This is a genomic window from Nonomuraea roseola (genome assembly GCF_039535395.1).
Taxonomy (GTDB): domain Bacteria; phylum Actinomycetota; class Actinomycetes; order Streptosporangiales; family Streptosporangiaceae; genus Nonomuraea; species Nonomuraea roseola.
Window position 1 is genome coordinate 744,536 of the sequence record NZ_BAAAXC010000005.1, and the last position, 14,197, is coordinate 758,732.

Here is a 14,197-nt window from a genome sequence, read left to right on the forward strand (position 1 = left end):
GTACATGGCCACCCATAAGTGTCCGTTCATGCGTCGCGGTGGTTGATCGCCAGGGTTGCCAGCAGGAAGGACACCACGACGTAACCCACCAGGATGACGGCGGCCGTTGAGGGACCGAAGGCTCCTGCGTCAGGTACGGCGGCCAGTTGCCTGGCCAGTGACGGAATCGTCAGGGAGCTGATCCAGTCGTTCCACGGAGCCGGGAGGAAGCGCTCGAGCACGGTCGGGGACAGCGGGAGGACGACCAGCGCGATGAGCGCTCCCGGTGTCGACCGCAGGACCGTGGCCAGGCCCAGCCCCAGCACCCCGGCGACGGCGGAGCCGGCGCCGGTAGTCAGCACCTCGGCCAGGGCCGCATGTTCGGCGAACGAGGCGCCGATCGGACGCCCGGCCACCACGGCCTGTGCGGTGAAGTAGGTGGCGAACGCCAGCACTTGGCCCGCGACAGCGGCCACGGCGGCCACCACGGCGGCCTTGGCCAGAAGGAGCATCCACCGGCTCCGGATCGTGGTCAGCGTGAGTCTGATCATGCCGGTGGCGTACTCGCCGGAGATGGCGAACACGCCCAGCATGCCGAACAGCACAGGCGGAATGTCGGCGCTGAGGCTGAGACCCGTGCCGACGGGATCGCCGCCGGGGCCGTTGGTGTCGAAGTAGTGCGAGATCGAGTAGGCGGCGAAGCCGGTGAGCGCAAGGGCCGAGAGCGTGGAGGCCAGGACGTAATAGGTGGCTCGGAGCGAGCGTAGCTTGAGCCATTCCGATGCGACGACGTTGCTCATTGGGTGATCTCCATAAAGGCTTCCTCCAGTGATGTCCGGCGCGACACCAGCTCGTGAACGGCACAGCCGTTCGCCAGGGCGATGTCGCCGATGGCGGCTGCGGTCAGGCCAGTCACCAGCAATTCCTCTCCCGCGCCGGCGTCCCGCACGGGGCGCGCATCGACTCCAGCGCCTGCGGGCCGACCGGGCACCGGCTCCTCACCGGCGTTGGCGTCCTGAGCGGGGCGGATGGTTGCGCCGGCCGCTTCGAGTGCCCTGGACAGGCGGGCCGCGTGGGGTGATCGGACCAGTACGCCGCTCTGGAAGCGGGCCAGCAGGTCCGCCGTAGTGGTGTCCTCGATCAGTCGGCCCTGGCCGATGATGATGAGCCGGTCAGCGGTGAGGGACATCTCGGTCATCAGGTGGCTCGACAGCAGGACGGTGCGCCCTTCGGCGGCCAGGGATCTGAGCAGTGTCCTGAGCCAGCGGATGCCGTCGGGGTCGAGGCCGTTGACCGGCTCGTCGAGGATGAGCACGCCCGGGTCACCGAGCAGTGCCGCCGCGATGCCGAGGCGCTGGCGCATCCCCTGGGAGAACCCGGCGATCCGCTTGCGTGCCGCGCCGGCCAGGCTGACCTCCTCCAGCACCTCCACGACCCTGCGGCGCCCGATCCCGCCCGCATACGCCAGCGCCTGGAGGTGATCGAACGCGCTGCGCCCGCCCTGCACCTCTGCGGCGTCGAGCATAGCGCCGACCTCGCGCATGGGGTCGCGCAGGTCGTGTTTGCGGACGCCGTTGATCAACGCCTTGCCCGACGTGGGCGTATGGAGGCCGAGGATCATGCGCATGGTGGTGGACTTGCCGGCGCCGTTGTGCCCGAGGAAGCCGGTGACCTGTCCGGGTTTGACATCGAACGTGAGCCCGGACACCGCGCGGGTGGAGCCGTACAGCTTCGTCAGTTCTGCGACCTCGATCATTTCCCCACCTTCTGGATAATCTCGGCGGGGCAGCGCGTGCCCGGCGCGGGCAACTCCCCTGTGGTCAGGTAGGCGTTGACGTGCCGCCGCAGGCAGATGTTTCGCGCCCACGGGGCGTGGCCGTCGCCGTGCCACAGGACGCGCGCGGACGGGATCTGCTCGGCCACGTGCGCCTGCCCGAGATAATTGGTGTTGTTGTCGAGCTCCCCGATCGCGAAGAGGATCGGCGGGGGGTCCTCCACGCGCAACGGGTGCGGCGCCCAGGACGCGCCCCCGCTGCGCCCCCAGCACCGCCCGAGCTCGAAGCGTCCCTCGAGCCAGCCGAACCTCGGCGCGATCTCACGGAGTCTGGCCTCGATGCCCTGGAATTCCTCGTATGTCGGCGGCTTCGGCATGAAGTCGTTGCACAAGGAGTCTTGGCTCACGGACGCGATGCCCTCGTCCGGGAGCAGTTCTTCCAGGAAGTCGCTGGCGTCGCCGTCGAGGGCCTTGCGGATGGCGGTGGCGAGCTGGGGCCAGAGTGCCGGATTCATGCCTTCGACCGCACCGGCGTACAGCTGCCCCTCGTGCACCGTACGGCCGGCCGACGCCGGCAGTGGCGCGCGGCGCACCCTGGCGACGAGCTCGTCCCATGCCTTGCCGGCGTCCGTGCCGCGCAGGGCGCAGTCGGTGCGGCGGGCGCACCAGTCGCGGAAGCGAGTGAGATGGCGCTCCTGCGTGAGCGCGTAGTTGCGTATCCAGGGCTCGAACTCCTGCTGAGTGTGATCGGCGGTGCCGTCGAAGTACATCCGGCCGACCCGCTGCGGAAACAGCTCCAGATATGCCTGGGCGTAGACGGTGCCGTAGGAGTTGCCCGCGTAAATGAGCTTGTCCTGGCCGAGTGCGGCGCGCAGGGCGTCGATGTCGTGCGCCACGTTCCACGCCGTCATCCCGCGCCAGGCCGATTTGGCCGCCTTGCGGCAGCTCGCCTGATGGGCCGCGTTCTTGGCGGCGTGGGTGTCCCAGTCCTGCTTCGTCGTGGCCAGGAGCAGTCCGTAGACGGAGGGCTCGGGCTCCGCGCAGCTCACCCTCTTGCTGCTCGCGGGCTCCGACAGGCCGCGCGGATCGATGGCGATGACGTCGAAGCTCCTCTGTAACTCATCGAGCAGGCTCGGCAGCTCCGGCTGAGCGTCGGGGTCGCTTTTCCGCCTGAGCATCGACGTGCTGGTGCCGGGCCCTCCGAAGTTGATGATCAGCGGCCCGATGCTCTTGCCCGTCGCGGGCAGTTTGGCCACGTGCACCGAGGTTCTGGGCCCGCCAGGATCGGCCCAGTCCACGGGAACGACCAGCTCGGCGCATCGCAGGCCGTCACCACAGTCCTTCCACACGAGGTCGTGGGCCTGCGTCGAGGCCAGCGCGATACCGCCGAGCGGCACGGCGAGACAGGCCGCCAGGCACAGGGCGATGAGTTTGCGTCGGTTCATGGCGGCAACGATGCTGTACGGCGGTGGGCCGCACATCGGAGCCGGATCCGATCTTTGGGGTCGGACCAGGGTCATACGGTACGGGCGTACGTGGGCGGAGTACGACCCTGGTCCGACGGCCCGTGCTCCGATTCGCCCCCGGCCGTTCCTCGATAACGTCGGGCTGTGAATCTGCTCGCCCGACGGCCTCCGTCCTGGCCGCTCATCCTGGCCGACACCGTGGTCGCGGTGCTGCTCGCGCTGGCGTCCACGGCGAGTCCGCCGGAGCTGACCACGAACGCCGTGACCACCGTGCTCTGCTGGCTGCTTGCGGTGCCTGTGGCGGTGCGGCGGGTATGGCCGGAGCCCGCCTACTACGGTGCGCTCCTGATCGGCCTTGCCGTGCTGGCGCTGCAGACCAACCGGCTGATGCCGACGGCCGTGGCGGCCCTGGCCATCTACCCGGTGGCGACCGGCCGGCCGGTGTGGCGATCGGCGATCGCCCTGGTGTCGGGCCTGCTCGTCAACGGAAGCTCGCTGCTGGTCTCGATGTCGGGCTCACCACGATATGCGAACGGCTGGCCCGACCTCGTCTTCATCGTCGGTACGGCCTGGCTGGTCGTCGGAGCGAGCTGGAGTCTCGGCGCGGCGGCGCGCACCCGCCGCGAGTTCGCCGCCCGCGAGGCCAGGAGGCAGGCCGAGCAGGCAGCAGCCGACGAGCGCTTGCGGATCGCGCGCGAGCTGCACGACGTCGTCGCCCATTCGATGAGCGTGATCACCGTCAAGGCGGGGGTGGCGGCCAAGGTCCTGGACAAGCATCCGGAGGAAGGGCGCAAGGCATTGCGGGCCATCGAGGAGATCGGGCGCGGCTCCCTCGCGGAGATGCGCCACCTTCTCGGCGTGCTGCGCGAACCCGGCAGCGCGCCCGACAGCGCGCCGCTCCCCCGGCTCGCCGACCTGCCGTCCCTGGCGCGCCAGGCGGCGGAGGCCGGCGTGCGGGTCGACCTGTCGGTGGACGGAACCGTGCCCGACAGCATGGCGCCGGCCGTTTACCGCATCGTCCAGGAGGCGATCACCAACGTCGTCAAGCACGCCGCTCCCGCCCACTGCCAGGCCAGCGTGTCGGTCGCCGATGGAAGGTTGCGGATCTCCGTGGTCGACGACGGGCCTGGGCAGCGGGTGCTGCCGGGGCGATCGGGCGGGCACGGGCTGGCGGGGATGCGCGAACGGACCCTGCTGTACGGCGGCACCTTCGAGGCCGGCCCGCTCCCGGGAACGGGGTTCGGCGTGCACGCGTCATGGGAGATCCCTTGACCCGCCTGGGACTTCGACGGAGGGACAGGGCGCAGCGCCGGGCGTTCCGGCGGAGCGCGGGCGTGCGCGAACGGCGGGCCATTCGACACAGCGCCGCAGTGGCGCATGGAGGTACGTACGGCCGGCGTTCCGAAAAGCATCGACGTGGTGGGAGCGATAGGCGCGGATCGGCCATGATGGACGTGATGACGAGGATCTTGAGCGTGAGCTGGAAAAAGCGGAGTCGGCGGGTTCGGAGAGGACGTCCGCGGACCGGGCCTGGTTGGGGTGGGTGCGGCAGGGGAGGCTCGTGATTCGGGTACTCATCGCCGACGATCAGGCGCTCCTGCGCGGCAGTTTCCGCTTGCTGATCGATTCGGAGGACGATCTCACCGTGGTCGGGGAGGCGGGCGACGGGCGGGAGGCGGTGGCGCTCGCACGTACGGAGTCACCCGACGTGGTGCTCATGGACGTCAGAATGCCCAAGATGGATGGCATCACCGCGACCAGGGAGATCGCCGGGGACACCCGGGTGCTCATCCTGACCACCTTCGACCTCGACGAGTACGTTTATTCGGCGCTGCGGGCGGGTGCCAGCGGGTTCCTGCTCAAGGACGCGCCTCCGGACGACCTGTTGAAGGGGATCCGAGTGGTGGCGTCGGGTGAGACGCTGCTCGCGCCGACCGTCACCACCAGGCTGATCGCGGAGTTCGTACGGCGGCCGGTCCAGCAGCCCCTTCACGGGCTCGACACGCTGACGGACCGGGAGCGTGAAGTGCTCACCCTCGTCGCCCACGGACTGTCCAACGCCGAGCTCAGTGCGCAGCTCCAGGTGAGTCCTGGGACCGTGAAGACGCATATCGGCCGCCTGCTGGCCAAGCTCAACGCCCGCGACCGCGCCCAGCTCGTCATCGCCGCCTACGAGGCCCGCCTGGTCACGCCGCGTTAGCCTCCCGCGCGCCGTGACCGCAGGCCGCGTCACCGCATCGCCAGGCCGGCCCGCGCACCGTGCATGCGAGGAAAGCATCGGGACCACGACGCTTGTCGTGGCCCGCGAGCCCGGAAGCCTACACCCCCTCCTCGTTCACGCCGCCACCGTCGGGGAGGTCAGGGATCTCGCCGAGCTGCCGCAGTCCCTCGGCCGGGGCGGAGGAGGAGATGGAGTAGCGGCCCAGAACGTTGAGGTGGGCGTGGCCGAGCGGGGACAGCCGGGCGGCGTCCTCGTCCTTGACCGAGACGCCTGCGGCGCGCAGCCGGTCGACCGCGGCCGACAGCTTGAACGTCGCCGTGCGGTGCGGTTTGAGGTCGAAGGCCCGCCAGATCCGGCCGATGGTCGACTCCGACAGCCCGCTGCGCCGCGCCATCGAGGAGCGAGTCCAGTGCGTGGCACCGGCTGGCGTCTCCTCCAGCGTGGCCACTATTACCTGCTCGACCTGATCCAGACTGATCGACGGCGGGCGGCCCGGGCGGGCCTCATCGATCAACCCGTCCAGTCGTAACTTCAAGAACCGGTGGCGCCATTTGGACACCGTGTCCGGATGCACCCGTAGCTGCTCGGCGATCTGCTTGTTGTCCGTGCCGTCCGCACAGGCCAGCACGATCTTTGCGCGCATCGCCAGGACCTGCGCGGACCTGGCCCGCCGCGCCCACCGCTGCAGCACCGACCGCTCGGCATCGGACACCGTCAGCTCCGCTTTAGGTCGGCCCGTGCGCGCTTCGTCGGCCAGCGCCTCGAGCCCGCCCCGGGCGAACGCCGCACGCCACTTGCGCACAGTGCTCTCGGCGAGACCCAGATCTCGCGCCACCTGCGCGGTGCTGACCCCCGGCCCCGCACACGCCAGCACGATCCTCGCCCGGACCGCCACCCTCGACGGCTCCGCCGACATGCCGATCAGCCGAGCCCGTTCCCTCTCCGATAACCGGATCTCCACCGCAGCCGGCCCTGGATGCGCCATAGCCAGCACCATACGGACTTGCCTGGCGAACTTCAGGCGGATGACACTAGGTGGTGCGGCCAAGCGCTGAGGAGGTGGAGCCCGGCACTTCACCAGGCTGACTCGGTTTCGCCCTGATCAAGCCGATTTCTGGGCGGCCGCGTCCTTGGTCGCGCCCTCACGCTCCAGCCACGTCGCGAAATCCATCAGCCGTGGATGGCGCTCACGCAGGGACGGGATGTCGGCGTGCCAGCCGCCCATGTGGTTGGCGAACTCGTAACCGGCCACGGCGTCGTGCCCCTTGTCGGCCAGGGCTTCGCGTGGGATGGCGCGGTAGGTGATCGGGCGGCCGAGTGTCTGGCTCATCAGGTGGGCGATTTCCGGCATGGTCCGCTCGTCGCCGGCCAGCTCCAGAGTCAGGTCCAGGTACTGCTCTCGGTGGGTGAAGGCCAAGGCCGCGAAGACGCCGATGTCGGTGCCGGCGATGAGCTGCACCGGTACGTCGGGGCGGATGACGTCGGCAACGACACCATCGCGGGCGCCGAAGCGGGGGTCGATCTGGTTCTCCATGAACCGGACCGGCCGCAAGATCGTAAGCGGCAAGCCGAGCTGCTTGGCGTACGTCTCCAGTTCCGCCTTGCTCTCCCACCGCCGAATTCCGTGGTCGGCGTCGGCCGAACCGACGGAGGCGTACACGAAGTGCCGCACGCGGGCCTCGGCGGCGGCGTCGGCGACGTTTCTGCCCAGACGCAGCTCGTCCTCGATGGTGAAATCGGCGGAGGTGCCCGGGTAGCCCATGGTGGGCTGCACGCTGAAGACGCCGTACGCGCCCTGGAATGCGGTCTCAAGCTGGGCGCGGTCCCCCATGTCGCCGCGGACGAGCTGCGCACCCGCGCGGGCCAATTCTTGGGCGGCGGCCGTCTGCGGGTCGCGTACCAGGGCACGCACCCGCCACCCGGCGGCCAGCAGAGCCCTCGCCGTCGCGCCGCCCTGGGTGCCGGTGGCACCCGTGACCACGATCGTGTTGTCCATCTTTATGCTCCTCTCGACAAAGCGGGGATAGTCCCCGGTTAACAACACGGTACGATACGGGGACTATCCCCGTTTTGGCAAAGCGAGCAAGGAGAACCGTGACGCGACCACCGGCCCGCCCTCGGCGCGCCGACGCCCTGCGCAACTATGAACGCCTCCTCGCCGCGGCCACCGACGCCTTCGCTGAGCACGGCCCCCAGGCGCCGCTCGACGACATCGCCCGTGCCGCCGGGGTCGGCAACGCGACGCTCTACCGCCACTTCCCCACCCGCCAGGCGCTGCTCGAAGCCGTCTTCCACGACCACATCCAGCGCCTGTGCCACCGGGCCGAGGAACTGGCGTCAGCGCCTCAGTCCGCCGCCGCGCTGATGTCCTGGCTCAAGGACGTCGCCGCCCAGGGCAGCGCCGCCCACGGACTGGCCGCCTCGCTCATGGCGGCGATGGAAGGTCCGGAGGATTCATGGTGCCGAAAGGCCGTCTCCGACGCAGCCGCCGCCCTACTGGCCCGGGCTCAGGAGGCGGGCGAGATCCGTATCGACGTCACCGTGCGGCAACTGCTCAAGCTCGTCAATGCCATCGCCCTGGCCACGGAGGCCGACCCGAAGCCGGAGGAGGCCGACCGGCTCCTCGACATCCTGCTCAACGGATTGCGCACCCCGAGCGGTCGGCGAGCGGGAGCCTGATTGCGAAGGAGGCGCCATCGCCAAAGCTCAGCCGCCCCGTTCTGGTTCCTCGGCCGACATGCCTGACATTGCGGGTGCCGATTAATCATCCGGCCAGGTCAAGCCGCATGCCGATATTCCCTTAGGATGCCCCCAAGTCGATCACGTCGATGGATGTCGAGCGCTGTGATCCGGGCTGGGTCAGCGTTGGGATCGGGAAGCGGTCGGAGCGGAGCTGCCTGGCGGAGAGCCCGATGCGGCCGGTGTTCGTTGTAGAAGGCTTCGAACTCGCGCAGCGCGTGCCGAAGGTGGTGCTGGTTCCAGATCAACGTCCGGTCCAGCAGTTCGCGCCGACAGGTCTGGATCCACCGCTCCATGACCGCATTCATTCGCAGTATCCGGACACCGCTCTTAACGATGCGGATTCCAGCATCGACCAGCACGGCGTCGAAGGCTGCGGCAAACTTGGCGTCCCGGTCCCGTATCAAGAACCTGGCCCTGCTGCTGGCGTCCTGCAGGTCCATGACGAGGTTGCGACCGACTTGGGTCGCTCACTGCCCGGTGGGATGCGCGGTGACGCCGAGGATCCGCACGGCGGGTGGCGTGCTCGATGACTGCCAGCGCATACAGGCGTGCTCCAGTCAGGGTGCGAACCTCGAAGAAGTCACAAGCAAGCAGGGCGACTGCCTGGCTGCGTAGAAAGTCGGACCAGGGGGTGTGCCCCCGTTGGGGCGACGGGTCGATGCCGTGGTCTTTGAGGATCTCCCAGACTGTGGAGGCGGCGATCTTGATGCCAAGCGCGGCCAGCTCGCCGTGGATGCGCCGATAGCCCCATGAGGAGTTCTCCCGTGCCAGTCGCAACACCAGGACGCGGATGGACCGAACGGTGCGCGGGCGTCCACGCTGCTGGGGTACGCAGGCTGCGGCGTCACGGCGCCGCACCAGCTCGCGGTGCCAGCGCAGGATGGTGTCCGGCCGAACCAGCAACGTCAAGTGGCGCAGCCTGGCGACCGGCAGGCGGCGAAGCAGCCCGAGCAACACGACCGACCATCATGCCGTCCTCTGGCGTAGCGCTCGCGATACCCGCCAGAGGCCGAGCCCGTCCATCACGTCTTTGACCTGCACGGATGAATATTCGGCACCCGCAGTGTTCACGAGTAGGTCTGGCCTGGGGCGCGGAGGGTATCTCGAAGATCGCTTCCCGAGGCGACGAAGATCGCTTCCCGAGGCATATCCAGCGAGACCCCTGGGCGGGCGGGTATGGCGCTCACGGGGGCCGGGGGCCGTCACCTGCCGCTGCCTCTTCCAGAGCACGGCAGGAGACCCGGGTCGCGGCCTGGTCGGGATCGCGGACGTATTTTCTTCGCCTCGGACTCGGGAACCAGCCGCCGGTGCTGTATCTCGAACTCCGGCTCCCATTCCTGAAGCCGGACCTCCGCGCGCCAGTAAGAGCGGATGAGGACCAGACCAGACTCGTGCCCGCGCACGCATTCGCTGCGGGAATATCCAAGCAGGCGGCTACCGATGACGGTGACGCACGCTTCTTCGAGCATTTCCCGGCGAAGGGTCTCCTCGATAGTCTCTGTTCCTTCAGGACGTCCGGCCGGGAAACCCCAGTGCTCGCCGTCATGGCTGATCAGGACCATCTCATTGGCAGCCGTCACGCAGATGCTGGCCCGCGCGATGTACGGCGGATGCGGACGGACAGGAGCGGGCGGCCCGCAGCGGCGTGATCACCGCCATCTCGTGACCGGTCCGCGCCCAGCTCCGTCAGGGAGCCGGAGGATCAGCGGCGGGGGAGGGCGAGGGCGCAGAGCGCGAAGGCGACGGCGAAGGTGGCCTGCACGATCATGCACACGACGAGTGCGGTGGTGTATGTGACGCCGGTAGGTGCTACTGATCCGACAGTAACTGCGGCGAGTAGTCCGCCGGCTACGGCGACGCCGAGGCCCATCGCGGCTTGTTGCGTCGTCTGGAGTGCTCCTGATGCGGCACCGGCGGAGGCTGGGGGGACGTCGGCGATCATCGCGCCGACGAGGGGCCCGAACATGAACGCTTGCCCGATGCCGACGCCAACCAGGGATGCGGCGAGAGTCCAGGAGTTCAGGTCGGCGCCTTGCAGGAACACCGATGTCGCGGTGAGCGCAAGCAGTGCTGCCTGGATGACGCCGCCGATGATCAGCAGTCGGCGGAATCCGAAGCGCGGTACGAGTTTTCCGGACCAGACGGAGACGACGAAGAAGCAGAGGGCGTACGGAAGCAGCACGAGAGCGGCGTGCATCGGGGTCCAGCCCAGCCCGGTCTGTGTGGTGAGGGCGTAGAGGAAGGTGAATGCGCCGAAAGCCGACTGGAGCATGAGTGCCATCACGAGTCCGACGCGGTAGGAACCCAGGCGGAACAGGGGCGGCGGAACCAGCGGGACGCGGTCGTCGCGGTGCAGCCGGAGCTGTCGTCTCCAGAACGCGGCGAACAGGACGGGGACGGCGACAAGCAGTGCCCAGCACCATGCGGGCCAGCCGAGCGCGGCGCCCTGAGACAGCGGGACGAGCAACGAGAGGAGGGCGGAGCCCAGAAGCACGGTGCCGATCAGGTCAAGTGAGCGGTGGCCGGGGGAACTGGTGGCCGGCACCCAGCGCAGGGCGGCGAGAAACGCGACGACACCCATGATGACACTCACCGCGAACACCATGCGCCAGCCGGCGCCGAGGAGCGGCACGGAGAGCAGCACTCCGCCGAGGATCTGCCCGATCGCTGTCGCGCCTCCCGCGGTGGCTCCGAACAACGCGATGGCTCTGGCGCGTTCGCGCCCCTGCGTCGATGCGGTGATCGTTGCGAGCACCTGGGGAACCATCGCCGCCGCGGAGACGCCGGTGAGGGCGCGCGCGGCGATCAGGACGATGACGGTGGGGGAGAGGGCCGCCACCAAGGAGAAGAGGGTGAAGCCGGCCATGCCGAGGAGGAACAGGCTGCGGCGTCCGTAGAGGTCACCGAGGCGGCCGCCGAGAACCATCGGCACCGCGAAGCCGAGTGAATACACCGAGACCACGAGCGACTGCTCGGCAGGGGAGGCGTGCAGTGACGCGCCGATATCGGGTATGGCGATGCCCGCGGCGGCGAAGCTGACCACCGAGAGGAGCAGAGCGGCGAGGGTGGCGAGGAGTCCGGGAAGACCGAGCGTTCGTGGCTGGGATCGGGTCGTTGGGGTGGAAGCTGTGGTCACGTGTCGATGCTGCGTGTTCGCGGATCCGGGTACCAGAAGCCTGTTTATGGGGGTATTAGCCGAACCTGGCTGGGCAACCGTGGGTGCAGCAGTATGGAGTCATGACCGACACGATCTCCCCGAGCGCCCGGCGTGAGCTCGGCGACTTCCTCCGCACCCGGCGCGAGCGGTTGAGTCCCGACAGGGTCGGGCTTCCGGCCACCGGACGACGTCGCACGCCGGGCCTACGGCGCGAGGAGGTCGCGGTGCTCGCAGGGGTGGGGGTTACGTGGTACACCTGGCTGGAGCAGGGGCGGCCGATCAATGTCAGCACGCACGTGCTCAGATCGGTCGGCCGGGCATTGCATCTGGACGAGGCGGAAACGCAGCACCTGCGGAGGCTTGCCGGTGTGCGGACACCGCCCACCGATCCGGTCGTATGCGACCCGGCTCTGCTGACGGCCTTTCAGCCGGTGCTGGACAAACTGGATCCCTATCCCGCGTGTCTGCAAACGCGCCTTTTCGACGTGGTGGCGTACAACCGCGCCTACCGGCACCTCTTCACCGACTTGGACCTGATCCCATCCGGTGAACGGAACTGCGCTGTGCAGTTCTTCACGGACCCGGACTGGCGCAGCCGGTACGTCGACGACGACATCGTCGCGACCAGGATGGTGGCGAGGATGCGTGCCACGGCGAGTGCCGGGCCGGCAGGAGCGGATGCCTCGAGCGTGGTCGGGCGGTTGCTGGAGCGATCGGACGAGTTCGCGCGATTGTGGAGCCGCCACGACGTGCTTCTCCAGCACTACGAGGTGAAACGCCTTGAGAGTCCGCTGGTGGGGCTTCTCCAGCTGAACTTCGTTTCCACCGACGTCACGGAGACGGGCCATCGGCTGATGGTGATGACCCCCGACGACGGGGAGACATCGCGGAGGCTGGAACAGTTGTCAGGCCTTGCCGCGACTGTTGCGTAGTGGTGACGTGCCCGCGGCGCACGGCCCGAATTCGCCGCCGCCTTGGCTGCGCTGCGCCCCGGCGACACGTTGAAGTTCTGGAAGTCCGACCGCTGGGGCCGCTCAGCCGCCCACGTCCTGACCGTCGTGACCGATCTACGCGACCGCGGCGTGCGGATCGGGTCACTGACCGAGAACTTCGACCTGGACACCAAAGAGGGCCGGTTCATGTTCGCAGTCCTTGCCGCGGCCGCCGAGTACGAACTGGAGCTGCGCGCCGAGCGCCAAGGCGAGGGCATCGCCGCGGCCAAACGCCGCGAAGCCACCGGCGCCATACTGCCCGGCAAGAAGAAGACTGGACGACCCCCGCCATCGGTCCCGCCGAACTCGCCGCCCAGCGCCGCCTGGTCGATGACGGCGCCTCCGTCACCCAGGCCGCCCGCATCCTCAAGATCGGCCGCTCCACCGCCTACGCGGCACTCACGTAACGCTGACCAGCAGTGATCTCACTCCGCGGCCCGTTGTCGCCGTATTCCGGAAGTGCCCCTACAGGTCCCACACCTCGCGCCCGCGGGGAACGAGAGCGACCAGGGCGACGAGCGCGTCCGCGCTGGGAGAGGGGTCGGCGAGTACGGCCAGCACCGCCTGCTCCGGCGGAAGTGTCACGCCTTCGCGTTCCCGCATCTCCCGATCGATGCCGCTCGAATACCGGGCGGTGAGGAGGCGCGCGGCCTCGTCAGGTCCGCGGTCGATACCCGCTGCTGCGGCGACATCACCTACCGTCGCCGAACGACCAGTCGATCGGCTCGTTCTCGGTGATCGTGACGAGGACGTTGCGCGGCTCGGTGCCCGCGTACTCCTGGGCGAGTTCGGCGATCCTGCGGTAGAGCGCCTGCGCGTGTAAGAGTGAGGTCGATCCCGCACAGGGCAGCCTGGCCCCCTCGCCCATCATGACTTGTGCGGTAGGAAGGCATACATGACTGATGATCAGGGACAAGGCCGTCGACGGCGGGACCGCTCACGTGTGACCCGACTTGCGGGAATCCTGGTGAGTGCCCTGGCGGTCGGAGCGGGATTCGGTGCGGCGACCTCCCTCGTCAACGCCATCTCCCACAGCTACGCCGATCTTGGAAGCCGTGCCCATACCACCAGTGGGTGGTCAGTCGTGGAAATCATGAGCGTGCTGCTGGACTCCGGCTGGGCGTGGGCGGGATTGGCGGTCGCCACGGGTTGGCTGGTCACTCACGCTGGGGAGGGCCGTCCCGCGGCACTGGCCCGGGGTGGTGCCGCGGGTGCGCTGGCCCTTCTCGCAGCCACGGCGGCCTACAGCATCGTGGACACCATTCGCAGCGACGGGCCCTTGTCTTCCTGGTACGAGTCCGAGCCGCTCATATGGTGGGTCACCAGCGTCATCTTCGGGGCGCCTCTGGGTGCCGTAGGCGCCTGCGTCAAGTATCCGGAAGTGATCGGATTCCTCGCGAGATTGACCGTGCCGGTCGGCGCCGCCGTCCAGATGATCGTGCTCCCACCCGGCAGGAACGAGGTGGTCGCGACCATCGTGAAGACGATCGTGTGGACGGCGGCTGCCGCGGCTATCGGCTTCGTCATCGTCTGCTTCCTCAGCGTGGAGCGCCGTCGACACTCTCTGACCGCCGCGGAGTCGCCGTAGGACGGCGAATCACACTGCTCTCCGCGGGAAGGTCCAGATGGCCTGTGTGCCACCGCGATCGAGGTGGCTTGTCACCTTCCCTCGGCTCCGGTGATGGAGCCGCCCTGAGCGCGCTCCAGCACCCGAGACACCGTAGCGCAGAGAACTACGGATAAGCCGGTGCTTCACAGTCCTCTGCATAGTCCCCCGAAAGCCCAGGACATCTGTACACACGACTTCGGAAAGTGACACCCGCTCCCATCAGCGTGGTAATCGCGATCGTCGCCGGGCACGGCGTT

The 14,197-nt window shown here is 68.7% G+C and carries 14 protein-coding genes and 1 pseudogene; 6 read left to right on the plus strand and 9 right to left on the minus strand.

The window, feature by feature from the left end:
• Positions 1-26: 26 nt before the first annotated feature.
• From ABFX55_RS05430 to ABFX55_RS05440, 3 genes are read right to left on the minus strand one after another with little or no spacing between them, the layout of a single operon-like run.
• The gene (locus ABFX55_RS05430; protein ID WP_346118182.1) at positions 27-779 is read right to left on the minus strand and encodes an ABC transporter permease subunit; all 753 of its coding nucleotides are present in this window, start codon (positions 777-779) and stop codon (positions 27-29) included.
• Positions 776-1,735: an ATP-binding cassette domain-containing protein gene (locus ABFX55_RS05435; RefSeq protein ID WP_346118184.1), complete on the minus strand. Its 960-nt coding sequence runs from the start codon at positions 1,733-1,735 to the stop codon at positions 776-778. Before ABFX55_RS05435 ends, ABFX55_RS05430 begins: the two co-directional genes overlap by 4 nt.
• Positions 1,732-3,198, minus strand: a complete 1,467-nt coding sequence (locus tag ABFX55_RS05440) for an alpha/beta fold hydrolase (RefSeq protein WP_346118186.1) — start codon at positions 3,196-3,198, stop codon at positions 1,732-1,734. The genes ABFX55_RS05435 and ABFX55_RS05440 overlap by 4 nt, the downstream gene beginning before the upstream one ends.
• Positions 3,199-3,363: 165 nt before the next feature.
• Here ABFX55_RS05440 and ABFX55_RS05445 point away from each other — a divergent pair, with 165 nt between their 5' ends.
• On the plus strand, positions 3,364-4,491 hold the full coding sequence (locus ABFX55_RS05445; RefSeq protein ID WP_346118188.1) for a sensor histidine kinase: 1,128 nt from the start codon (positions 3,364-3,366) through the stop codon (positions 4,489-4,491).
• 289 nt (positions 4,492-4,780) lie between these two features.
• Positions 4,781-5,419, plus strand: coding sequence for a response regulator (locus ABFX55_RS05450; protein ID WP_346118190.1), 639 nt, complete (start codon positions 4,781-4,783; stop codon positions 5,417-5,419).
• 118 nt (positions 5,420-5,537) lie between these two features.
• Here the strand turns inward: ABFX55_RS05450 and ABFX55_RS05455 are convergent, their stop codons facing one another.
• Both ABFX55_RS05455 and ABFX55_RS05460 read right to left on the minus strand, forming a co-directional pair.
• Positions 5,538-6,425 (minus strand): helix-turn-helix domain-containing protein, encoded by an 888-nt coding sequence (locus ABFX55_RS05455; protein ID WP_346118191.1) that lies wholly within the window; start codon positions 6,423-6,425, stop codon positions 5,538-5,540.
• Between the two features lie 117 nt (positions 6,426-6,542).
• The gene (locus ABFX55_RS05460) at positions 6,543-7,436 is read right to left on the minus strand and encodes an NmrA/HSCARG family protein (protein ID WP_346118192.1); all 894 of its coding nucleotides are present in this window, start codon (positions 7,434-7,436) and stop codon (positions 6,543-6,545) included.
• Positions 7,437-7,534: 98 nt separating this feature from the next.
• Here ABFX55_RS05460 and ABFX55_RS05465 point away from each other — a divergent pair, with 98 nt between their 5' ends.
• Positions 7,535-8,119 carry a TetR/AcrR family transcriptional regulator gene (locus ABFX55_RS05465; protein ID WP_346118194.1) on the plus strand — a complete coding sequence of 195 codons (585 nt, stop codon included), beginning with the start codon at positions 7,535-7,537 and terminating at the stop codon, positions 8,117-8,119.
• Between the two features lie 98 nt (positions 8,120-8,217).
• Here the strand turns inward: ABFX55_RS05465 and ABFX55_RS49700 are convergent, their stop codons facing one another.
• The 3 genes from ABFX55_RS49700 to ABFX55_RS05480 form a co-directional block, all read right to left on the minus strand.
• The gene (locus ABFX55_RS49700) at positions 8,218-8,475 is read right to left on the minus strand and encodes an integrase core domain-containing protein (RefSeq protein WP_379479259.1); all 258 of its coding nucleotides are present in this window, start codon (positions 8,473-8,475) and stop codon (positions 8,218-8,220) included.
• 909 nt (positions 8,476-9,384) lie between these two features.
• Positions 9,385-9,783 (minus strand): NUDIX hydrolase, encoded by a 399-nt coding sequence (locus ABFX55_RS05475; protein WP_346118303.1) that lies wholly within the window; start codon positions 9,781-9,783, stop codon positions 9,385-9,387.
• Positions 9,784-9,884: 101 nt separating this feature from the next.
• Positions 9,885-11,318 carry an MFS transporter gene (locus ABFX55_RS05480; RefSeq protein ID WP_346118197.1) on the minus strand — a complete coding sequence of 478 codons (1,434 nt, stop codon included), beginning with the start codon at positions 11,316-11,318 and terminating at the stop codon, positions 9,885-9,887.
• 101 nt (positions 11,319-11,419) lie between these two features.
• Between ABFX55_RS05480 and ABFX55_RS05485 the strand changes: the two genes are divergently transcribed.
• Positions 11,420-12,271: a helix-turn-helix transcriptional regulator gene (locus tag ABFX55_RS05485; protein ID WP_346118199.1), complete on the plus strand. Its 852-nt coding sequence runs from the start codon at positions 11,420-11,422 to the stop codon at positions 12,269-12,271.
• A gap of 30 nt (positions 12,272-12,301) precedes the next feature.
• Positions 12,302-12,754, plus strand: a pseudogene (locus ABFX55_RS05490) (recombinase family protein); the annotation flags it as partial.
• Positions 12,755-13,022: 268 nt separating this feature from the next.
• Here ABFX55_RS05490 and ABFX55_RS05495 read toward each other — a convergent pair.
• Positions 13,023-13,202: a tautomerase family protein gene (locus ABFX55_RS05495; RefSeq protein ID WP_346118201.1), complete on the minus strand. Its 180-nt coding sequence runs from the start codon at positions 13,200-13,202 to the stop codon at positions 13,023-13,025.
• 96 nt (positions 13,203-13,298) lie between these two features.
• Here ABFX55_RS05495 and ABFX55_RS05500 point away from each other — a divergent pair, with 96 nt between their 5' ends.
• Positions 13,299-13,919 carry a hypothetical protein gene (locus tag ABFX55_RS05500; RefSeq protein ID WP_346118203.1) on the plus strand — a complete coding sequence of 207 codons (621 nt, stop codon included), beginning with the start codon at positions 13,299-13,301 and terminating at the stop codon, positions 13,917-13,919.
• Positions 13,920-14,197 lie beyond the last annotated feature (278 nt).